This is a genomic window from Geodermatophilus sp. TF02-6 (assembly GCF_003319115.1).
Classification (GTDB): Bacteria; Actinomycetota; Actinomycetes; order Mycobacteriales; family Geodermatophilaceae; genus Geodermatophilus.
The window spans coordinates 40,768-60,910 of record NZ_QOHF01000020.1; the positions used below are offsets into that span (position 1 = coordinate 40,768).

The 20,143-nt window shown below is 77.3% G+C and carries 21 protein-coding genes; 9 read left to right on the top strand and 12 right to left on the bottom strand.

All coding sequences use genetic code 11. From position 1 onward, the window contains the following. Position 1: 1 nt before the first annotated feature. Complete coding sequence (locus DQ238_RS17175) at positions 2-775, bottom strand: helix-turn-helix transcriptional regulator (RefSeq protein ID WP_233496051.1); 774 nt, start codon at positions 773-775, stop codon at positions 2-4. 87 nt (positions 776-862) lie between these two features. On the opposite strand from DQ238_RS17175, the gene DQ238_RS17180 reads away from it, so the two are divergent. Further along, complete coding sequence (locus DQ238_RS17180; protein ID WP_113782483.1) at positions 863-1,249, top strand: hypothetical protein; 387 nt, start codon at positions 863-865, stop codon at positions 1,247-1,249. A 29-nt stretch (positions 1,250-1,278) separates the two neighbouring features. On the opposite strand, the gene DQ238_RS17185 is transcribed toward DQ238_RS17180, so the two are convergent. Both DQ238_RS17185 and DQ238_RS17190 read right to left on the bottom strand, forming a co-directional pair. Continuing rightward, complete coding sequence (locus DQ238_RS17185; protein WP_113782484.1) at positions 1,279-1,473, bottom strand: hypothetical protein; 195 nt, start codon at positions 1,471-1,473, stop codon at positions 1,279-1,281. Positions 1,474-1,522: 49 nt separating this feature from the next. Then, positions 1,523-2,008: a DUF1992 domain-containing protein gene (locus DQ238_RS17190; protein ID WP_158550822.1), complete on the bottom strand. Its 486-nt coding sequence runs from the start codon at positions 2,006-2,008 to the stop codon at positions 1,523-1,525. 44 nt (positions 2,009-2,052) lie between these two features. Between DQ238_RS17190 and DQ238_RS17195 the strand changes: the two genes are divergently transcribed. Continuing rightward, positions 2,053-3,135: an ATP-dependent DNA ligase gene (locus DQ238_RS17195; protein WP_233496052.1), complete on the top strand. Its 1,083-nt coding sequence runs from the start codon at positions 2,053-2,055 to the stop codon at positions 3,133-3,135. Between the two features lie 173 nt (positions 3,136-3,308). Here DQ238_RS17195 and DQ238_RS17200 read toward each other — a convergent pair whose 3' ends face one another. From DQ238_RS17200 to DQ238_RS17215, 4 genes are all read right to left on the bottom strand, one after another. After that, entirely contained in the window at positions 3,309-3,812 is a 504-nt protein-coding gene (locus DQ238_RS17200; RefSeq protein ID WP_113782487.1) for a MarR family winged helix-turn-helix transcriptional regulator, read from the bottom strand. A gap of 5 nt (positions 3,813-3,817) precedes the next feature. Next, the gene (locus tag DQ238_RS17205; RefSeq protein WP_113782488.1) at positions 3,818-4,675 is read right to left on the bottom strand and encodes an SDR family oxidoreductase; all 858 of its coding nucleotides are present in this window, start codon (positions 4,673-4,675) and stop codon (positions 3,818-3,820) included. Positions 4,676-4,690: 15 nt separating this feature from the next. Then, complete coding sequence (locus DQ238_RS17210; RefSeq protein WP_158550824.1) at positions 4,691-5,689, bottom strand: sensor histidine kinase; 999 nt, start codon at positions 5,687-5,689, stop codon at positions 4,691-4,693. A gap of 98 nt (positions 5,690-5,787) precedes the next feature. Continuing rightward, positions 5,788-10,941, bottom strand: a complete 5,154-nt coding sequence (locus DQ238_RS17215; protein ID WP_113782490.1) for a SpoIIE family protein phosphatase — start codon at positions 10,939-10,941, stop codon at positions 5,788-5,790. Positions 10,942-11,192: 251 nt separating this feature from the next. On the opposite strand from DQ238_RS17215, the gene DQ238_RS24145 reads away from it, so the two are divergent. Continuing rightward, positions 11,193-11,321, top strand: coding sequence for a hypothetical protein (locus tag DQ238_RS24145; protein ID WP_255418066.1), 129 nt, complete (start codon positions 11,193-11,195; stop codon positions 11,319-11,321). 481 nt (positions 11,322-11,802) lie between these two features. Here the strand turns inward: DQ238_RS24145 and DQ238_RS17220 are convergent, their stop codons facing one another. Continuing rightward, positions 11,803-12,678, bottom strand: coding sequence for an alpha/beta hydrolase (locus DQ238_RS17220; RefSeq protein ID WP_113782491.1), 876 nt, complete (start codon positions 12,676-12,678; stop codon positions 11,803-11,805). Between the two features lie 91 nt (positions 12,679-12,769). Between DQ238_RS17220 and DQ238_RS17225 the strand changes: the two genes are divergently transcribed. After that, on the top strand, positions 12,770-13,492 hold the full coding sequence (locus DQ238_RS17225; protein ID WP_113782492.1) for a MerR family transcriptional regulator: 723 nt from the start codon (positions 12,770-12,772) through the stop codon (positions 13,490-13,492). A gap of 45 nt (positions 13,493-13,537) precedes the next feature. Here the strand turns inward: DQ238_RS17225 and DQ238_RS17230 are convergent, their stop codons facing one another. Both DQ238_RS17230 and msrA read right to left on the bottom strand, forming a co-directional pair. After that, on the bottom strand, positions 13,538-14,680 hold the full coding sequence (locus tag DQ238_RS17230) for a class I SAM-dependent methyltransferase (protein WP_113782493.1): 1,143 nt from the start codon (positions 14,678-14,680) through the stop codon (positions 13,538-13,540). Between the two features lie 67 nt (positions 14,681-14,747). Further along, positions 14,748-15,401: a peptide-methionine (S)-S-oxide reductase MsrA gene (gene msrA, locus DQ238_RS17235; protein ID WP_113782494.1), complete on the bottom strand. Its 654-nt coding sequence runs from the start codon at positions 15,399-15,401 to the stop codon at positions 14,748-14,750. Positions 15,402-15,450: 49 nt separating this feature from the next. Here msrA and DQ238_RS17240 point away from each other — a divergent pair, with 49 nt between their 5' ends. The 5 genes from DQ238_RS17240 to DQ238_RS17260 all read left to right on the top strand — a co-directional run bounded on the left by DQ238_RS17240 (position 15,451) and on the right by DQ238_RS17260 (position 18,358). Then, entirely contained in the window at positions 15,451-16,485 is a 1,035-nt protein-coding gene (locus DQ238_RS17240) for an NADP-dependent oxidoreductase (protein WP_113782495.1), read from the top strand. 43 nt (positions 16,486-16,528) lie between these two features. Beyond that, positions 16,529-16,735, top strand: coding sequence for a hypothetical protein (locus DQ238_RS17245; RefSeq protein ID WP_113782496.1), 207 nt, complete (start codon positions 16,529-16,531; stop codon positions 16,733-16,735). Next, positions 16,732-17,424: an alpha/beta fold hydrolase gene (locus tag DQ238_RS17250; protein ID WP_113782497.1), complete on the top strand. Its 693-nt coding sequence runs from the start codon at positions 16,732-16,734 to the stop codon at positions 17,422-17,424. Before DQ238_RS17245 ends, DQ238_RS17250 begins: the two co-directional genes overlap by 4 nt. A gap of 188 nt (positions 17,425-17,612) precedes the next feature. Next, positions 17,613-18,014 carry a DUF1622 domain-containing protein gene (locus DQ238_RS17255; RefSeq protein WP_113782498.1) on the top strand — a complete coding sequence of 134 codons (402 nt, stop codon included), beginning with the start codon at positions 17,613-17,615 and terminating at the stop codon, positions 18,012-18,014. A 2-nt stretch (positions 18,015-18,016) separates the two neighbouring features. Continuing rightward, on the top strand, positions 18,017-18,358 hold the full coding sequence (locus DQ238_RS17260; RefSeq protein WP_147263105.1) for a hypothetical protein: 342 nt from the start codon (positions 18,017-18,019) through the stop codon (positions 18,356-18,358). A 114-nt stretch (positions 18,359-18,472) separates the two neighbouring features. On the opposite strand, the gene DQ238_RS17265 is transcribed toward DQ238_RS17260, so the two are convergent. Together DQ238_RS17265 and DQ238_RS17270 are read right to left on the bottom strand one after the other, a co-directional pair. After that, on the bottom strand, positions 18,473-19,492 hold the full coding sequence (locus tag DQ238_RS17265; RefSeq protein ID WP_113782500.1) for a 1-aminocyclopropane-1-carboxylate deaminase: 1,020 nt from the start codon (positions 19,490-19,492) through the stop codon (positions 18,473-18,475). Next, entirely contained in the window at positions 19,479-20,138 is a 660-nt protein-coding gene (locus DQ238_RS17270) for a GntR family transcriptional regulator (protein WP_199506417.1), read from the bottom strand. Before DQ238_RS17270 ends, DQ238_RS17265 begins: the two co-directional genes overlap by 14 nt. Positions 20,139-20,143 lie beyond the last annotated feature (5 nt).

Genomic DNA, 20,143 nt, shown 5'->3' on the forward strand with positions numbered 1-20,143 from the left:
GTCAGCTCCGGAGCACCGCGGCGGTCGCCGCGTCGGCGGGGAGGAACGCCTCGATGGACAGCTCGGCGGCGGTGAGGTCCACGGCGGTGCCGAAGGTGGTCACCGTGCTGAGGAACGACAGCACGCCGTCGCCGTGCCGGAGCCGCAGCGGGACGGCGATCCCGTCGGGCGGGCGCCGGTCGGCGCCGCCGGGCAGGGCCGCGAGCTCGCGGAGCAGGGCGGTCAGCCCCGGGTCGGCGGTCAGGTGCGCCTCGCGGGCCAGCCGGGTGAGCAGGCAGGCGCGCCACTGCGGCAAGTTGAGGATCCGCGGCGCCAGGCCCCGCGGGTGCAGACCCAGGCGGAGCACGTTGACCGGCGGCTCCAGCAGGTCGGGTGCGGCTCCGGCGGTGAGCAGCGCGGTGCTGCGGTTGCCGGCCACCAGGTGCCACCCGCGGTCCACCACGACGGCGGGGTAGGGCTCGTAGGCGGCCAGCACCAGGTCCACCGCCGTCCGGACGGCGGCCATGCCGGGGTCCTCGAGCCGCCGCCGTCCGTAGACGGGGGCGTAGCCGGCGGCCAGCAGCAGCTCGTTGCGCTCCCGCAGCGGGACCTCCAGCTGCTCGGCCAGGTGCAGCACCATCTCCCGGCTCGGCCGCGCCCGGCCGGTCTCCACGAAGCTCAGGTGCCGGGCCGACACCCCGGCCTCGTTGGAGAGGTCGAGCTGGGACAGCCGGCGCCGCCGGCGCCAGTCGCGCAGCAGCTCCCCCACGAGCGGTCGGGCAGGGGCGGCGGTCACCCGGCCGACGCTAGCGGGGGACGGCGGCAGCGTCGCCTACCTCGCAGGTAATCGACCCGCCGCGCGGCCGGGGCCACGGTTGCCGCCATGACCACGACCACCACCGCTCCCGCCCCGCTGCTCCGCGCGGCGTTGCGGCTCGACGCCGGCGTCAGCGGACTGAACGGCGCGGCGTACCTGCTGGCCGCCGCGCCCCTCGCCGACCTGCTCGGCCTGCCTCCCGGCTGGCTGCGCGGCACCGGCGTCTTCCTGCTGGTCTTCGCGGCCGCCGTCTGGCTGGTCGCCGACCGGCCCGCGCCGCCCGCCGTCCGCACCGTCGTCGCGGCCAACGCGCTGTGGAGCGCCGGCTCCGTCGTCGTCGTGGCGGCCGGCCTCGGCTCGCCGACCACCGTCGGCGCCGTCTGGTTGGTGCTCCAGACCGTCGTCGTCGCCGCCTTCGCCGTCCTGCAGGCCGCCGGCCTGCGGCGCAGCTGACGGCGACCCGGCCCCGGCGGGTCCTGCGCTCAGACGTCGAGGTCCGTGCTCCCGGCGGGGGGCTTGACGCTGTCGCCGGTCTCGCCCTCGTCCCCGCGGTTGGTCGGGTGGTCGGTGCTGCGCGGGTCGTCGTCGGCGGCCTCGACCGACTCCGGGACGAGCGGCGTCTCGTGGAGGACGTTCTCGCCGGCCTGCTGTCGGTCGGTACCTGGCACCTCGGTCATGGCGACCTCCTCGTCGGCAGGCCGTGCCCCTACCCGGCTGCCGCGCCCCTCACCCGTCCCGCCGTCGCCACCACCGGCGCCGCCGGGCCGGCGGTGCGGGCACCTCGGCCGGCGCCGGGGGCGGCGGCGGGCGGGTGGTGCGCCAGTGCGCGACCAGGGCGTCGACGTCGGCCAGGCCGGGGACCGGGGCCCAGCGGCTCTCCTGCGGACGCCGCCAGAACGCCTCGACACGGGCGTTGAAGTCCTCGGCCAGCGCCCGGACGGCGGCCTCCGACCCCAGGAGCGCGGCCCGCGCGGGCAGCTGGTCCCGCTCCCGGCGCAGGACCAGCCCCGGCGGCAGCATCGCCGCGGTGTCCACGCCCTCGCGCCGGGCCTTGGCCACCGCCCAGTCGTAGGCGGTCTCCTCGCGGTCCAGGCCGGGCAGCGGCCTACCGGCGCCGGGCAGGTCGTCGAAGTCGCCCCGGGCCAGGCCGCGGCTGATCTGCCCGTCGACCCAGGTCTCGAACGACGTCCCGGGCGGCTTGCGCTCCGTCACTCCCCCAGCGTGACACCGCCGTCCCGGCAGCCTCCCCCGATGGGGTGCACCCGCAGCTGGGCGCGGTGCACCGGGGGCCGGGAGCCCGCAGGCTGGCCGGCGTGCCGCTGACCGGGATGGCATCACCCCACCACCCGCCCGACGTGCCGCCCGACCTGGCCGGGCCGGTCGCGGTGGCGCTGACCAGGCCCACCCGCGACGTCCCGCGGGCCGACGCGCTGCCCGGCGGCGTCCTCTACGAGCCCAAGTGGGACGGCTACCGGTTGGTCGTCGTCCGCACCGGCGCGAGCACCCGCGTCTGGTCACGGCAGGGCCGCGACCTCACCGCCCGCTTCCCGGACGTCGTCGCCGCGGCCGTGGCGCAGGTCCCCGCCGGCACGGTGGTGGACGGCGAGGTGGTGGTCTGGAGCGGCTCGCGGCTGGACTTCGGGCAGCTGCAGCGGCGCATGGTCACCGCGCCCCGCCGGATCGGCGCCCTGGTCGCCGCCGCCCCGGCGTCCTACGTCGCCTTCGACCTGCTCGCGCTCGGCGGCGCCGACCTGCGCGGCCGCCCGCTGCGCGCCCGCCGGGCCGCGCTGGAGGAGCTGGCCGCCCGCTGGGCACCGCCGCTGCAGCTCTCCCCCGTCACCGCCGACCCCGCCGCGGCGCGGCAGTGGGCCGCCGACTTCCGCCCGGCCGGGGTGGAGGGGCTGGTCGCCAAGGGCGCCGGCACCCGCTACGCCCCCGGGCGGCGGGAGTGGGTCAAGGTCAAGTCCTGGGAGACCACCGAGGTGGTCGTCGGCGGCGTCGTCGGCCCACTCGAGCGGCCCGGCCAGCTGGTCGTCGGACGGTACCGGGACGGCGAGCTGGTGGTGGTCGGCCGCACCAGCCCGCTGCCCCCCGCGCAGGGCGCCGAGCTGGCCGCCGTCCTCCGCCCGGCCGCGCCCGACCACCCCTGGCCGGACCGGATCGGTAGCGGCTCGTTCGGCGGCGGCCGGCTGTCGGTCCCGCTCACCCGGGTGCGGCCGGACGTCGTCGTCGAGGTGCGCGCGGACGCCGCGCTGCAGGCCGACGTCTTCCGCCACCCGCTGCGCTTCGTGCGGGTGCGTCCCGACCTCGAGCCCGGGGACCTGCCGCCGCTGCCCTGAGGCCTCCCCGGCCTCGCCCCGGCGATCAGGCCTCCCCGGCAGACGATCATGGAGTTGGGGGAGGGACACGCCGCCGTTCGACGGCGTGTCGCTTCCCGCACTTCAGGATCGGCGGAGGGAGACAGCGGAGGGAGATCCGGCGGGGGAGGGGCGGTGTCGGGGGAAGGGCGGTGTCACGGCCGCTGGGGGACCCGGCCGAGGGCGACCAGCAGCCGGCGCAGCAGTTCGGCGAGCTTCTCGCGGTCGGTGTCGGGGAGGCCGGTCAGCAGCCGCCGCTCGGTCTCCAGGTGGTCGGGCAGGGCGGCGTCCAGGGCCTGCCGGCCGGCGTCGGTCAGCGTGACGACGACGGCCCGCCCGTCGGCCTCGCTGCGCTCGCGGGTGATCAGTCCCTTCTCCTCCAGCCGGTCCAGCCGCTGGGTGATCGCACCGGAGGTGACCAGCGCGGTGCGCATGAGCTCCGTCGGGGTGAGCTGATAGGGCGGGCCGGCGCGGCGCAGCGCGGCCAGCACGTCGAAGGACGGCGCGTCCAGGCCGTGCCGGGAGAAGGTCTCCCGCTGGGCGAGGTAGACCTCGCGCTGCAGCTGGGTGATCCGGCCGATGACCCCCATGGGGCTGCAGTCGAGGTCGGGCCGTTCCCGGGCCCACTGCTCCAGGATCAGGTCGACCGCGTCCCCCACGCCACTCACGCTAGTGGGCCCGCTCCCCCTCCCGGGTCGGGCACCGCGGCCAGGTGCTCGGCGAACGAGCGCGGCGGGCGGCCGAGCAGCGCGGTCAGCACCCGGGGGCTGCCGACGAAGCCGTGCGCCCGGTAGTGGTCGAACATCAGCCGGCGGCAGCGCCCGGCGTAGGAGGCCGGCACCTCGCCCCGGGGGACGACGTCCTCGGCGGTCACCTGGCGGCCCAGGTGCGTGCCGAGCAGCTCGGCCAGCCGCGGCGCGGTCAGCGGCTCGGGCCCGGCCGCCTCGAACGTCCCGCCGTCCAGGCCGTCCTCGCACAGCAGCACCGCCGCCGCCTCGGCGACGTCGGCCAGGTCGACCAGCGACTGCGCCGTCCGCAGACCCCAGGGGCTGCGCAGCCGGCCGGTCGCCGCCACGTCGGGCAGCTGGTCGTCGAGGTTCTGGGCGTAGGCGCAGGGCTGCAGCACCCGCCAGGAGGGCAGCCCGGCGGCGTCCAGCGCCTCCTCGGCGCGGTCCTTGCCGGCGTGGTGCGGCATCGACCGGGCCTGCGGGCGCAGCACCGAGTGGTAGACGACGCGCCCCACCCCGGCCCGCCGCGCCTCGCCGAACAGCGCGCGGGCGCCCTCGGCCTCGTCGGGGTCGAAGTTCGGCCAGGCCAGGTACAGCGCGTCGGCGCCGGCCAGGACGTCGGCCCAGGGCAGCGGCTGGGTCAGCTCGGCCACGACGACCTCGGCGCCGAGGCCGGTGAGCTCGGGGCGGGGACGCGGCCGGCCGACGACGGCGCGGACGGGTTCGCCGCGGGCCCGCAGCGCCCGGACGACGGCGGCGCCGGTCTGCCCACCCGCCGCCGTCACCACGATCACCGCAGGGATCCTCCGTCAGCGCAGCCGGCTGGACAGCCGGACGGTCAGCCCGGCGGGCCCGGGGAACAGGTCCACCGAGTCCCAGAGCTTGCGGGCCAGCCACAGCCCCATGCCGCCGCGGGACAGGTCGGCGCCGTGGGCGGGCTGGAAACCGGCCAGCGGGTCGGCGAAGGTGTGCCCGGAGTCGGTGATGGCGCAGACCACCCGGCGCCCGTCGGTCCAGATCCGCGCCGACACGGGCCGCTCGCCGTGCCGGAAGGCGTTGGCGGCGACCTCGGCGGCGGCCAGCAGCAGGTCCTCGCGCTGCTCCCGGTCGGGGACCCGGTCAGCGAGGACGGCGCCGAGCGCGTGGCGCAGCGCCGCGAGGCCGGGGGCGTCGTCGACGGCGAGCACCGGTGCGGTGTCCTCGACCGGTTCCCGCGGCCACGGCAGCTCCCGCAGGTACGCGGCGGGGTCCCGGAACGCCGGGCTGACCGACCAGGCGCCGTCCCGGACCAGCAGCGGGTGGGTGCGCGCGGCGTGGTCGACGACCTCGGCCGGCAGCCGCTGCCGGTCGTACACGCACAGGACGTCGACCGCGGCGTCCCCCAGGAAGCGGTTGGCCGCCGACTCCAGCCGCAGCCCCTCCCGCCAGCCGGCCGGGTACGGCCCGAGGTCGACCTGCGAGAGAATCCGCAGCCGGCCGCCGCGACCGGCCGCCGCCTCCTCGGCGGAGCGCCGGACCCGGGCGAGGACGTCGGGCGCCCGTGCGCCCAGCAGGCTCAGGGCGGGGTCGACGGGGACCCGCTCGCCGAGCTCGGCGCGGGCCAGCTCGGCGGTCTCCGGCGGGGACGCCAGCGCCACGAGGTCGCCGGCGCGCAACCCCTCCTCGAGGAACGACACGGCCGCGGCCAACAGCTCGGCCTCCCCGTCCACCACCGCGGCGCCGTGCCGGACCCGCGGGGACGCCGGGTGCCCGCTGCCGGGGTGCGGGACGGCGGTCGGCGTCCGGTGCTCGCCTGCCGCTCGGTCCACTGCTCCCGACCTCTCCCTGACCGGGTCGTCCCGGCCGACCGTCCGACGTCCTCGTGCACCTGCTCCGGCTGCTCCGCCGAGGTGACCTGTGCGCGTCGTCACCGCAGGGGGAGCGCCCTGGCCGCGGAGTCGTCGACCCCGGCCAGGGCGAGTATGCGCGCCGGCGGCGTGGCCGGCGCGGTGTGCACCCGGAGGTCGACGCCAGCCTGCCCCGCCCGGGTCAGGGCCTCCAGCACCACCCCGACCCCGGCGCTGGCGAGGTGACCGGTCGACCGCAGGTCCAGGGTCGCCCGCGAGCCCGGGGGCAACCGGTCCAGGCAGCCGAGGACCTCCTCCCGCACCGCCGCGGCCGTGGCGAGGTCGACCTCGCCGAGCACCTGCACGCGGAGTCCGCCGGGCTCGTCGTGCACCAGCAGCCGCGCCGCGCCGCCGTCCGCTGCCGGGTAGGCGGCGCGCGGCGGCCGGGCCCCGGGCGCGACTGGAGCGGGGGGCACGCGGAAGCGGACGGTCGTGCCGGGGGACCCGGGCCCGTGGTCGACCTCGACGTCCGTGGCCAGCGTGGAGATCAGCTCCAGCCCCCGACCGCGGGAGCCCCGGTTCTCCGGCGGCGGCCGCCAGGCGCCGGTGTCGCGCACCTCCACCCGGACGCCGCCGTCGGCGTCCCGGGACACCCCGTAGCTGCACTGCCCGCCGCCGGAGGAGCCGGCGACGCCGTCGGAGCCGTAGGCGTGCTCGACCGCGTTGGCCAGGGCCTCGCCCAGCGCCAGCTGGAGGTCCTCGGCGGTCTCCTCGGGCAGTCCGGCCGCCGCCGTCCACCGCGCCACCGCCCGGCGGACGGCCGACAGCCGCACCGGGTCGGCCGGGAGGCGCTCGGCCAGCGGCCCGGGCAGCAGGCGGGCGGCGATCAGCGCGACGTCGTCGGGCTGGTCGGTGTCGGCGAGGACCTCGGCCAGCAGCCGCGCGGTCAGCCGGGCGGGGTCGGCCGCGGCGTACCGGCCGGCGGCGTCGCAGACCCGGCCCAGCCCGTCGTCGAGCAGCTCGCCGCGGCGCTCGACCAGGCCGTCGGTGTAGAGCAGCAGGGTGGCGCCCGGGGCGATGTCGGCGCTGCCCTCGGTGTAGGGCCGCCGACCCGGAGCGCCGAGCACGGCCCCGGAGCCGGCGCCGTCGAGCAGCCGGGCCCCGCCCGCGGTCACCAGCAGCGGCGGGAGGTGCCCGGCCCGGGCCCACCGCACGGTGCCGGCGGCGGCGTCGACGACCAGGCAGGCGGCGGTCGAGGCGAGCGCGCCGGGCAGGCGGACGGCGAACCGGTCGAGCAGCTCCAGCGCCTCCGCGGGGCCGCAGCCCTGCAGCAGGGCGGCCGACAGGGCGCTGCGCAGCTGGCCCATGACCGCGGCCGCGGCCGGCCCCTGGCCCACGACGTCGCCGACGGCGATGGCCACCCGGGAGCCGGCGAGCTCGACGACGTCGTACCAGTCCCCGCCGGCCTGCGTGCCCTCGGCGCCGGGCAGGTAGTGGGCGGCCAGCGCCAGGCGGTCCAGCCGCGGCAGCTGCGCCGGCAGCAGGCTGCGCTGCAGGGTCTCGGCGATCCCGCGCTCGGCGCGGAACAGCCGGGCCCGGTCGAGGGCCTGCGCGCACTGCTCGGCGACGGCGAGCAGCATGCCGCGGTCGGTGGCGGAGAAGCGCTGCACCGTCGACCAGGCGATCGCCACGACGCCCACGACCCGGCCGGCCACGGCCAGCGGCAGGGCGACGTGGGCGGCGAGGCCGAAGCCGCGCGCCGACTCGGCGAGCTCGGGGGGCAGCTGCGCCCCGGGCGGCGACGCGGCGACGTCCTCCACCCAGACCGCGCGCCGCTCGGCGACCGCTGCGGTGGCGATCAGCGGCGCCGACAGCGGCAGCACGCGCCACGCCCGCTCCCCCGCGGCGCTGGCGCCGTCGATGGCCAGCGCGACCAGGGCCCGGTGTGCGGCGTCCAGCTCGTAGACGGCGACCCGGCTCTGCGGCCCGGTCAGCGCGCGCAGGTGGTCGGCGGCGGCCCGCGCGACCTCGACCGGGGTGGTGGCCGCCGACAGCTCGGCGGTGGCCCGCTGCAGCAGCGCCAGCCGGTGCGCGGCGGCCCGCTCGTCGGCGAGCAGGACGGCGTTGTCGACGGCGAGGGCGGCGCGGGCGGCGATCTCCTCGGCGAGCACCCGGTCGTCGTCGTCGACCGGCGGGGCGTCCCCTCGGCGGGCCAGGGCGAGCACGGCGAGGACCCGGCCGCGGACGGTCAGCGGCACGACCAGACCCGAGCGCATGCCCAGCCGCCGGTCGGTCTCCGCCCGCTCCCCCTCCGGCGCGTCGGCCCGGAGCGGCCAGCCGGCCGGCAGCGGCGCGCGCCGGACCGGGCGGCCGGTCGCCAGGACCTCCCGCGCCAGCCCCGCGTCGGGGTCGAGCGCGGCCAGGGCGGCCTCGGTCGCGGCGTCCAGCCCGGCGATCCCCGCGTAGCGCAGCCGGCCGTCCTCGCCCACGAGCCGCACCGTGCAGATGTCGCCCAGCCGGCGGTCGACCAGGAGCCGGGCCAGCGCGCCCACCTGCCCGTCGACGGTGGTCTCGCGGTCCAGCGCGGTGCCCACCTCGGCCAGCAGGGTCTGCCGCGCGGTCTCCCGGGTCCGGGCGTTGATGTCGGTGCAGCTGCCCACGTACCCGGCGAAGTCCTCGTCCGCGCCGATCGGGGCGGCCCGCTCCAGGAGCCAGTGGTGGGCGCCGTCGGTGCGGCGCAGCCGGACGTCCACCTCCCAGCCGCTGCGCTGCGCGGTCGCGGCGGCGACGACCCGGGCGTAGCGGTCCCGGTCCTCCGGGTGGATGCCCGCCTCCCAGCCGGTGCCCAGCTCCTCGCACGCCGGGCGGCCGGTGAACTCCGTCCAGCCGCGGTTGACGAACACCCGCCGTCCCTCGGGGTCGGCCACCCAGATCAGCGCGGGGGCGACGTCGGCCACGGCGGTGAACCGCTCCTCCGCCGCCCGCCGGACCCGACCCAGCTGCAGGTGCGCACCGACCCGGGCCAGCAGCTCCTGCGCGGAGAACGGCTTGACCAGGTAGTCGTCGGCTCCCGCGGCCAGCCCCTCGACCGCGGCCTCCTCCCCGGCCCGCGCGGAGAGCAGCACGACCGGGACCCGAGCGGTGCGGACGTCGGCGCGCAGGGCGGCCAGCAGCTGCACCCCGTCCAGCCCGGGCATCATCACGTCGCTGACGACGAGGTCGGGCGGGTCGGCGAGGGCCGCCTCGAGCGCCGAGGAGCCGTCGGCGACCGCCCGGACGTCGTAGCGCGGCGCCAGCAGCCGCAGCACGTACTCGCGCATGTCGGCGTTGTCGTCGGCCACCAGCACCCGCCCGGCCGCGGTCCCAGGGGCCGGGGACGGCGCGACCGTGCCCGCCGCGTCGCCGTCGTCCCCGGGCAGCCAGCGCAGCGCCTCGGTGACGAACGGGACGGCGGCCGGGGAGACCGCGGGCGCGTCCGGCGCCGGCTCGGCCAGCCGCTCGGCCGGCAGGTGGGCCGCACCCAGCAGCAGGGTGACGGTGAACGTGCTGCCGGCGCCCAGGGTGCTCTCGACGTCGATGGTGCCGCCGTGCAGGCCGACCAGCTCGCGCACCATCGCCAGGCCGATGCCGCTGCCCTCGCCGGAGCGGCCGCGGGCGCCGCGCACCCGGGAGAACCGCTCGAACAGCCGGGGCAGCTCCTCGGCGGGGATGCCGGTGCCGGTGTCGCTCACGGTGAGCCGCGCCGTCCCGCCGTCCCGCCGCAGCCGCACGGTGATCCCGCCGGTGAAGGTGTACTTCAGCGCGTTGGAGAGCAGGTTGAGGACGACCTTCTCCCACATGTCGCGGTCGACGTGCACCGGCGCCTCCAGCGGCGGGCAGTCGACGGTGAACGCCAGGCCCGCCCGCACGACCGCGGAGCGGAACACGCTGGCCAGCTCGGCGGTGGTCGCGGCGAGGTCGACCGGCTCGAAGCGGGCGTCGATCCGGCCGGCCTGGATGCGGGAGAAGTCGAGCAGGGTGTCGACCAGCTTGCGGAGCCGCTGGGCGTTGCGCTCGATCACCTCGAGCTCCTCGCGCACCCGCGGGTCGGCGTCCGCCGCCGGTGAGCGGTGCAGCTCGGCGACCGGCCCGGCGATGAGGGTCAGCGGGGTGCGGAACTCGTGGCTGACGTTGCTGAAGAAGTCGGTCTTGGCCCGGTCCAGCTCGGCCAGCGCCTCGGCGCGGCGCCGCTCGGCCTCGTAGCTGCCGGCGTTCCCCAGCGCGGAGGCGATCTGGTTGGCCACCAGCTCCAGGAAGCCGCGGTAGGCGTCGTCGGAGCGGCGGTGCGGGTTCAGGCCCACCACCAGGAACCCCGCCACCGCGCCGCGGTCCTGCACGCCGGAGGCGATCGGCAGTGCGGCCGCCTGCCGCGGCGGGAGGTCCCACGCCCCGGTCGGGAGGTCCGGGAACCGGTCGGCGAGGTCCTCGACCAGGACCGGCTCCCCGGCCAGGAGCCGCGCCAGCGGCCAGACCGGGTCGCCGTCGTCCGGCGTCAGGACGGCGGGCACCGCCGGGGAGCCCGGCTCGATGCCGGCCGCGCAGCCCAGCCGCGCCGTACCGGACCCGTCGACCAGGTAGGTGGCGCTGAACGGGAGGTCGGCGCGGTTGCGGCCCAGCTGCTCGCCGACGGCGGCGAGCACGTCGGCCTCGGTGCGGGAGGTGCCGATCGCCGCGGCCAGGTCGCGCAGGTGCGCCATCCGCCGCTCACCGAGGACCCGCTCGGTGTTCTCGGTGACCACGCACAGCATGCCCTCGGTGCGCCCGTCCGGGCCGCTCAACGGGCTGTAGGAGAAGGTGTGGTAGGTCTCCTCCGGGTAGCCGTTGCGCTCCAGGAACAGCAGCAGGTCCTCGTCCCAGGTCGCGACCCCGGTGTCGAGGACCGACCGGATGCGCGGGGCGATGTCGTCCCAGATCTCGGCCCACACCTCGCGGGCGGGCCGGCCCAGCGCCCACGGGTGCTTGGCCTGCAGCGTGTCGTCCCGGTAGGCGTCGTTGTAGAAGAACGTCAGGTCGGGGCCCCAGGCCGCCCACATGGCGAACCGGGACGTGAGCACGATCCGGACGACGTTGCGCAGCTCGGGCGGCCAGGTCTCGGGCAGGCCGAGCGGGGTCTGCGCCCAGTCGCGCTCGGCCATCGCGCGGCCGACCTCACCGCCGCCGGCGAACAGCGAGCGCTCGGGGGCCTGCCCGGTCACCGACCCCCCTCGCCGTCCCCCGCGAGCGGGAGGTGCTCCCGGCTCGTCGGCTCCGCGACCGCGGGTGCTGCGGCTCTGCGTGACCTCGCACGCTCGGTCACGACCGGCATCACGAGGGTGATGGTAGGTCGGGGCGGGTTGCCCTCCCGGGGAGGGCACGTCCCCGGGAGGGTCGCGGCCGGCGAGCCGGTCGAGGTCGGCGCGGTCGGCGGCTGATCACCGGTGCGCTGTGGGTGGAGACCGCCCGGGCCGTGGAGGAGCCGCTCCTGTGGGTCCCGGACGCCATCGCAGGTGCCTACGGCGCGGCTCGCACGACGGGCCGGACGGACTGGCTGGACCTGGTGGGTCGAGTGGAGGAGATCGAGGTCGCCACCCACTGACCCGGAGGAGCGGCATCGACCCGCGTGAGCGGCTCCGGAGAGCGCGAGGACCGGGTCCCACGATCCGCGGGCGTCCCGGTCCTCACTTCCACACCCCCCCGCAGGAGGTGGGCCACGTCCCCAGTCTGCCAGGAACGGTGCGGATGGCAACCATGGCGCTCGTTCCTTGCTCGACCGGGTGTCCCCGGCCGCTCCGCGCACCGACTGCGCCGGTCAGGAGCACCGACGTACACGACCACGCCCCTACTCGACCTACCCGGCGGCCGAAGAGGACCCCGTCCTCCCCGCCCTCGTAGTAGGAGGACCCCGTCCTCCCCAGCCTTCGCAAGCCCAGGCCGGGACCCGGGACGGGGCCGCCCGCCGCGGTGGGTGCGGGCGGCCAGCCGGCCCACCCAGCCCAGGTGGTCGGGGTCGCCGACGCCGGCGACGAAGGAGCCGCCGAGGAAGCACACCCGCAGGTCCGTCAGCGGCGCGTCGTCGCTCACGCGGCGGCCACGGGGAGCCGACGACGCAGCAGCGGCAGGACGACGTCGCCGTGCGCGGCGGTCAGGTGGTCGAGCCCGGGCAGGAGCTCGACGGCCCAGCCCGCCGCCTGCAGCTCGTCCCGGTACCGGGCGAGGGCCTCGCCGATGGCGACGCGGACGCCGCCCCAGTCGGGGCCGTACTCGATGACGTCGAGCTCGCCGGCGAAGCAGGCACGCGGCACGTCCAGCCGAGCGGAGGCGGCCGCGTCGTCGACGTCCTGCAGCGCCTCGTAGAGGGTGACGAACTGCCGGGTCTGGCCGGAGCCGGTCTGCACGCGCACCGCGCTCCAGTCCCCCGGCTCGACCTCGGGGCCGTCCGGGGCGGCCGCGTCGCTCTGCGCGACCGCCATGGCGTGCGCGGCGCGGGTCACCGCCAGCATCTCGGCGTACGGCCCGCCGACCGGCGGGAAGCCCCCCATCACCAGGCCGGTCAGCCGGTCGGTGCGGACGGCGAGCTGGAGGGCGGCCAGCGCGAGCCAGGAGTAGCCGTAGCAGACGAACCTCTCGGCGCCGGCCGCGTCGGCGACCGCGAGCAGGTCGGCGGCGACGGCGTCGGGGGTCAGGGTGTCCGGTGCCGGGGAGGCCAGCCGGTGGCCCTCGTAGTCCGCCGCCACGACGGTGCGGGTGTCGGCGAGGCCGTGGACCAGCGTCGCCCCGGCGTCGGGGTCGGCTCCCCACTGCCGCATCGCGGTCGCGGCGTCCGGGTCGTGCGGCCGGGGACGCACGAGGAGCAGGACGTGCGGACCGCGGCCGACCGTCACCACCTCGATCTGCGTGCCGTCGTGCAGCCGGGCCGTGCTGGTCCGCTCGCCGGGTTCCGGATCGGTGGCCATGCCTCCACCATGGCATTCACGAGCTGGTTGAGGGTCCGGCGGAGATCCCGGCAGGTGGGCGGGTGAGAACCCGCCAACCGCGGAGGAGGCCATGGGGAGAGGCAGCGGTCCGTACCGGCCGGTCGACCTCGCCCGGGCGGCCGGCATCTCGACCCAGCAGGTCCGCAACGACGAGGCCAGCGGCGTCCTGCCCCCGGTGCAGCGCATCCCCAGCGGGCAGCGCCGCTACGACGAGCGCCACCTGCAGGCGCTGCTGACCTACCGCGCCCTGCTGCGGGGGTTCGGCGCACCCGCCGCCCGGGCGGTCATGCGGGCCGTCCGCGCCGGGGACCTCGCCGCGGCCCTCGAGCTCGTCGACGCCGGCCACGCCGAGCTGCAGAGCCAGCGGTCGGCGCTGCGCGCCACCCGCCGGGCCCTCGAGGCCGTGGCCGACGAGGTCCTGGCCGACGTGCGGGCGGAGGACGACATGCTGATCGGCCAGGTGGCCGAAGCGCTCGGCGTCCGCCCCTCCACCCTGCGCTCCTGGGACGCCGCCGGGCTGGTGTCCCCGGCCCGTACCGGGTCGCGCGGGTACCGCAGCTACTCACCCGTCGACGTCCGCGACGCCCGGATCGCCCACCAGATGCGCCTGGCGTACTCCCGGCTCGACCAGATCCGCGACGTGCTCTGTGCCCTCCGCGACAGCGGCGACGCGACGGCGATCCGCACGGTCGTCGCGTGCCGTGAGGCCGCCCTCACCGGCCGGTCACGGGCGATGGTGCGCGCCGCGGCGGCGCTGGACGGCTACCTCGACGGGGTCGGCCGGCCTCCCTGACGGCAGGGCCGGCGCAGCGACGAGCAGGCGCCTGGCACCGCTGGCTCAGCCTCGACTGCGGCGGGTGGAGACGGTGACGGTGAACCAGCGGTCGGCGGCGGCCACCCGGGTCGGGCCGACCAGCCGGCGCAGCGCCGCCCGGTGCGGCAGCCGGTTGTTGTAGACGCACCACAGCTGACCGCCGGGCCGCAGCACCCGCGCGGCCGCGGCGAAGAGCCGGTCGGCGGCGGCGGTCACCACGGCCGCGCCCACGTGGAACGGCGGGTTGCAGACGACCAGGTCGACGCTCCCGGCCGCGACGGTGGACGCCGCGTCGTCCCTCGTCACCCGCACCCGGTCGCCCAACTCGTTGGCCCGCACCGTCGCCTGCGCCGAGGCCACCGCCGCGGCGGAGGCGTCGCTGGCCAGCACCGCCAGCTGCGGCCGGGCCCGGGCCAGCGCGGTGGCCAGCACGCCGGTGCCGCAGCCGAGGTCGAGCGCCGTCCGGGCGTCCGGCGCCGCGCGGGGGAGCGCGCGCAGGAGGGCGCGGGTGCCGGCGTCCACCCGCGTGCCGGCGAACGCCGCGCCGTGCGCGCAGACGGCGAGGCCCAGGTCGGGGTGCTCCTGCCGGCGAGGAAAGGACGACGTCACCCCCGGCCGGGGTCCGCGGGCGACCAGCAGCCGCGACTTCTGCCGGGCCAGCGTGGCGTGCACCTCGGTGAACCCGCCGGCCAGGACGTCGTTCATCGCCGGGGTCATGTGCTTGACCTGCCCGCCGACGAGCAGGGTGACCTCCGGGCCGGCCGATGCCGCGACCACCTCGGTCAGCTCGCGCAGCGCGTCGAGCGACCTCGGCGCCTTGGCCAGCACCACGCGGGCGCCGTCCGCCAGCCCCGGGCCCAGCGGCAGCGGGCGGTAGGTGCCGGCCAGTCCGGTGCGCTCGGCGTTGCGGGCCAGGGCCAGCTCGCCGACCAGCAGGTCCTGGTGCACCCGGACGTCGCGGGCGCCGGTGGTGACCGCGCCGAGGGTCAGCGCGCCGTACGAGTCGTCGACGACGGCCACCTCGCCGGGGCCGGCCGCCGCGAGCAGCGGGGCCGCCTCGTCGAGCAGCAGTCGGTCGGTGGCGTCGACGGCGACCAGGTCCGGGGCCTCGACGTCCGGCTCCCGCCGCAGCAGCGCGAGCACCCCGCTCAGGGCCGCCTGAGGCATGGGAAGCGATACACCCGTTCTGGTGCCGGATGCGCACGTATCGCTTCCCATGCCCAGGGGGATGCGGTTAGACGCCGGAGATGCCGACCGGGCAGGAGACGCCGGTGGAGTGGATCGGGCAGTAGCCGTTCGGCACCTTGTACAGGTACTGCTGGTGGTAGTCCTCGGCGTAGAAGAAGTCGCGCAGCGGGGCGATCTCGGTGGTGATCTCGCCGTAGCCGGCCGCCGTCAGCCGCTGCTGGAAGGCCTCCCGGCTGGCCCGGGCGGCGGCCTCCTGCTCCGGCGTCTGGACGTAGATCGCCGAGCGGTACTGGGTGCCGACGTCGTTGCCCTGCCGCATGCCCTGGGTGGGGTCGTGGTCCTCCCAGAACACCTTGAGCAGCTGGTCGTAGGAGACCACCGCCGGGTCGAAGACGGCCAGCACGACCTCGGTGTGGCCGGTGCGCGCCGCGCAGACCTCCTCGTAGGTCGGGTTGGGCGTGTACCCGCCGGCGTAGCCGACCGCGGTGGAGTAGACGCCCGGCGTCTGCCAGAAGACCTGCTCGACCCCCCAGAAGCAGCCGGCGCCGAAGACGGCGGTCTGCAGGCCCTCGGGGAAGGGTGGCTTGATGCGGTTGCCGTTGACCGCGTGCGTCTCGGGGACGTTCGGCAGCGGGTCGGGGCGGCCCGGCAGGGCGTCCTCGGGTGCCACCGGCTGGGTCTTGGCCCGGGAGGAGAACATGCCCCGAGCGTAGGACGTATCGGGCAACCAGGCGGCGCGACCTCGGCGGATGCAGGATCGGACCGTGACGACGACGACGCGTGAGTGGCACCTGGCCGCCCGGCCGCACGGTGAACCGACCCCAGAGGACTTCCGGCTGGTCGAGGTGCCGGTCCCCGAGCCGGCCGAGGGGCAGGTCGTCGTCCGGATGGTGGTGATGTCGGTCGACCCGTACATGCGCGGCCGGATGCGGCCGGAGCCGTCCTACGCCCCGCCGTGGGAGGTCGGCGAGGTGATGCGCGGCGGCGCCGTCGGCCGGGTGGTGGCCTCGCGGGCACCGGAGCTGCCCGAGGGGTCGCTGGTGCTCACCGACGCCGCCTGGCGCGAGGTCGCCGTCCTGGACGCCGCGCAGGTGACCCGGCTGCCGGCCGCCACCGACGTCTCCCCGTCCTGGTACCTGGGCGTGCTCGGCATGCCCGGGCTGACCGCCTACACCGGACTGTTCCGGGTGGCCGGCCTGCGCCCGGGCGAGGACGTGTTCGTCTCCGGCGCCGCCGGGGCCGTGGGCAGCCTGGTCGGCCAGTTCGCCCGGCTGCGCGGCGCCGGGTCGGTGGTGGGCAGCGCCGGGTCGCCGGAGAAGGTGGCCTGGCTGCGCGAGCTCGGCTTCACCGCGGCCTTCGACTACCACGAGGGGCCGGTCGCGCAGCTGCTGCGCGCCGCCGCCCCGGACGGCGTGGACGTGTTCTTCGACAACGTCGGTGGCGAGCACCTGGAGGCGGCGATCGGCGCGCTGCGGGTGCACGGCCGGGCCGCGCTGTGCGGGTCGATCTCCGGCTACAACGCCGTCGAGCCGCCGCAGGGCCCGCGCAACTTGTCGCTGATGGTGGGCCGGCGGCTGACCCTGCGCGGGTTCCTCGTCGGCGACCACGCCGAGCTGCGGCCGGAGTTCACCGAGACCGTGTCGGGCTGGCTGCGCGAGGGCCGCCTCGTCGTCCGGGAGACGGTGTACGAGGGCATCGAGAACGCCGTGCCGGCCTTCCTCGACCTCCTCCGCGGAGCCAACACGGGGAAGATGGTGGTCCGGCTCGCACCCGACCCGGACTGACCGGCACGGTTGCCGCGGGACGCCACGGGGCAGACTGGCGATCATGTGGCTCCTCCTGACCAGCCGGCTGCGCACGTGGCTGCTCCTGACCGTCGTCCTCCCGCTCGCCACCGGCCTGCTGCGCCGCGTGGGGCGGGCGCTGGAGCGCCGGACCGGATCGACGCGGGCGACCCGGGCGCTGTACAAGGCCGGCGACCTCGGCGACCGCGCCCGTACCACGCTCCGCGGCGGGCGCCGCCGTCGGCGGTGACCTCCGGCCTCGCGCGACCGACCCTCGAGCACGCCCCCGCGTCCGGGCCGACCCGGGCGCTCGTCCTCTTCTGCCACGGCGGCACGGTGGCCAGCGTCGAGCCGCCTCGGGAGCGGGCGCTGTCCCTGCTGCGGATGCGCGCGATCGAGCAGTTCGTGCGCGCGTCGACCGCCGACCGCGGGGTGGCCACCCACCTGCTCCGCTACCGGGTGGCCGGCTGGAACGGCGCGGCGGCCGACGCCCACGCCGACGTCCGCTGGGCCCTGTCCGAGCTGGGGGAACGGCACGGGGACGACGTCCCGGTGGTGCTGGTCGGCCACTCGATGGGCGGCCGGGCGGTGCTGCGGGCCGGCGAGGGCGCACAGGTGGCAGCGGTCTGCGCGCTCGCCCCGTGGACCCCGCCGGGCGAGCCGGTCGAGCAGCTGCGCGGACGGACGGTCGCGGTCCTGCACGGCCGGGGCGACCGGTGGGTGCCGGCGGCGCTGTCGGCCGACTTCGCCGCCCGGGCGCAGCGCGCCGGGGCCCGCATCGCGCGGTTCACCGTCGCCGGCGGGCACAGCATGGTGCGGCGGGCGCCGGTGTGGCACGCGTTCGTCCGGGACGTCGTCCTGGCCGGGTCCGGGCTGGCGCCGTGGCGGCCCGACCTGCGCGAGGCGCTGGAGCGCAGCGAGCTCGCCGTCCCGCTGTGAACCCCAGGAGGGCGGCCCGGCGCTGGCCGGCGAGCTCGACGGCCTGGCCGCGATCCTGGAGTCGCACGTCTCCTTCGCGGAGCGGTGCGTCCGACAGGCGCTCGACACGCTCACCGGCACCCCCGCCGACCTGCTCGGCGCCGATCTGCAGGAGTGAGCTGCCGCGCCGCCCGGGGTAGGGCGGGCAGGTGGAAGAGCTGCTCGCCGAAGTCGTCAGCGTCCTGGTCACCGTGGTGGAGGCCTGCGGCGCCGCAGTGATCATCATCGGGGCCGTGTGGGCCTTCGTCCGCTTCGTGTACGCCGGCCTGCGTGAGCGCAGCACGTCGGCGTTCGTGCCGGTGCGGCTCACCCTCGGCCGGTTCCTGGCCCTGGGCCTGGAGTTCCAGCTGGCCAGCGACGTGCTGCGGACGGCGGTGGCGCCGAGCTTCCGGGAACTGGGACAGCTGGCCGCGGTCGCGGCGATCCGGACGGCGCTGAACTACTTCCTCGGCAAGGAGATCGCCGAGGAGCGCCGGCAGGTCGCCGAGGAGCACGAGCGGGGCCGGGCCGTGCCCGACCCGACGGACCTGGCCCGGGGCCGGACGGTGTGACCGTGCTCGAGCAGGTCGCGGGCACGGCGTCCTCGGCGGTCGTCGGGGCCGCGCTCGTCGCCGCCCTCGTCGCCCTGGCCACCACGCGCCACCCGCCGCTGGCGATCGGCGTGCTGCTGGACCTGCTGGTCGCCGCCGGCCTGCTGCGCCTGGTCGGCAACCCGAGCTGGCAGGCGGTCGTCACCGCCGGGGTGATCCTCGTCCTCCGGCGGCTGGTCGGCGCGGGGTTCCGGGCTGCCCGGCGCAGCTGGTCCGGCGGCGGCGAGGGGCCCGGCCGGCGGCCGGCGGCCCGACGCCGGCTGGAGCTGCTGGACCGCCTGGTTCGCCCGGCCTGGCGCCTGTGAGCATCGTGGGTCGGCCCCCTCCAGGGCACCGCGGGCCCCTGGAAGGACCCCGTCCCCCTCACCCCTCGCAGGCTCGGGGTGAGCCTCGGGACGGGGCCGGGACGGGGTCCTTCTTCAGGAGAACAGGGCGCTGTAGCCGTTGAGCGCCGGCTGTCCGCCGAGGTGGGCGTAGAGCACGGTGGACGACGGGTCGATCTCGCCGCGGCCGACCAGGTCGATGGTCGCCGCCATCGACTTCCCCTCGTACACCGGGTCGGTGACCATGCCCTCGGTGCGGGCCGCGGTCTGCATCGCGCGGATCGTCGCCTCGTCGGGGATGCCGTAGGTCCCCGCGGAGTAGCGCTCGTCGAGCTCGACGTCGTCGGCGGTGATCGGCCGCCGGACCCCGATCGCCTCGGCCGTGCGCTGGGCGATGCGCAGCACCTGGTCGCGGGTCTCGGCCGGCTTGGCGCTGGCGTCGACGCCGAGCACCCGGCGCGGCCGGCCGCCGTCCTCTTCCAGATGGGCGAAGCCGGCGACCATCCCGGCCTGGGTCGACCCGGTCACCGAGCAGACGACGACGGTGTCGAAGAAGACGCCGAGCTCGGCCTCCTGCGCGGCCACCTCGTGCGCCCAGTTCACGAACCCCAGGCCGCCGAGCGGGTGGTCGCTCGCCCCGGCCGGGATGGCGTAGGGCTTCCCGCCGCGCTCCTCGATCTCGGCGAGCGCCGCCTCCCAGCTCTCCTTGAACCCGATGCCGAACCCGGCCCTCACCAGCCGGACGTCGGCGCCGGCCAGCCGGCTGATCAGGATGTTGCCGACCTTGTCGTAGACGGCGTCGGGCCAGTCCACCCAGCTCTCCTGCACGAGCACGCACCGCAGGCCCACGGAGGCGGCGACGGCGGCGACCTGGCGGGTGTGGTTGCTCTGCACGCCGCCGATGGAGACCAGCGTGTCGCAGCCCTGGGCCAGCGCGTCGGCGACCAGGTACTCGAGCTTGCGGGTCTTGTTGCCGCCGTAGGCGATCCCGGAGTTGCAGTCCTCCCGCTTGGCCCAGACGGCGGCGCCGCCGAGGTGCTCGGTGAGCCGGTCGAGCCGGTGCACCGGCGACGGGCCGAACAGCAGCGGGTGGCGGGGGAAGTCAGCGAGGCTCATCGGGGGTCTCCTCCAGCTCGGACAGCAACGCCGTCCAGATCTCGGTGGTGGTGGCGACCGCGGCGTCGACGTCGGCTGCCGCGCAGGCGGCGATCAGGCGGTCGTGCAGGACGACGGACTCGCGGCCGTGCGCGGCGGCGAAGCGCTGGCGCTCCAGCCGGCGGACGGCGGGGGTGAGGCGCTCGACGGTGGCGGTGACCGCGGTGTTGCCGCACCGGGCGAGCAGCACGCCGTGCAGGGCGTCGTCGGCGGTCAGCGCGGCGTCGACGTCCCCGGCGGCGACCGCGGCGGCGAACCGCTCGTTGGCGGCGCGCATCGCGGTCACGTCGTCCGGGGTCGTGGCGGCAGCGGCCTGCCGGACGGCCAGCTCGTGCACGGCGCGGACCACCACCACGGCGTCGCGGACCTCGGCCACCCGCAGCGGGGTGATCCGGGTGTGGCTCTGCGGCTTGGCCTCGACCAGGCCCTCGTCGGCCAGGCGGGCCAGCGCCGCCCGCACCGGCGCGACCGACAGCCCCAGCCGCCGGGCCAGCTCGGCGTCCTTGACCACCGCCCCGGGGGCGAGGTCGCCGGAGACGATCGCCGTCCGGATGCGGACGAGCGCCACGTCCCGCAGCAGCACGCGGCCGACCGGCGAGAGGGACACGACTG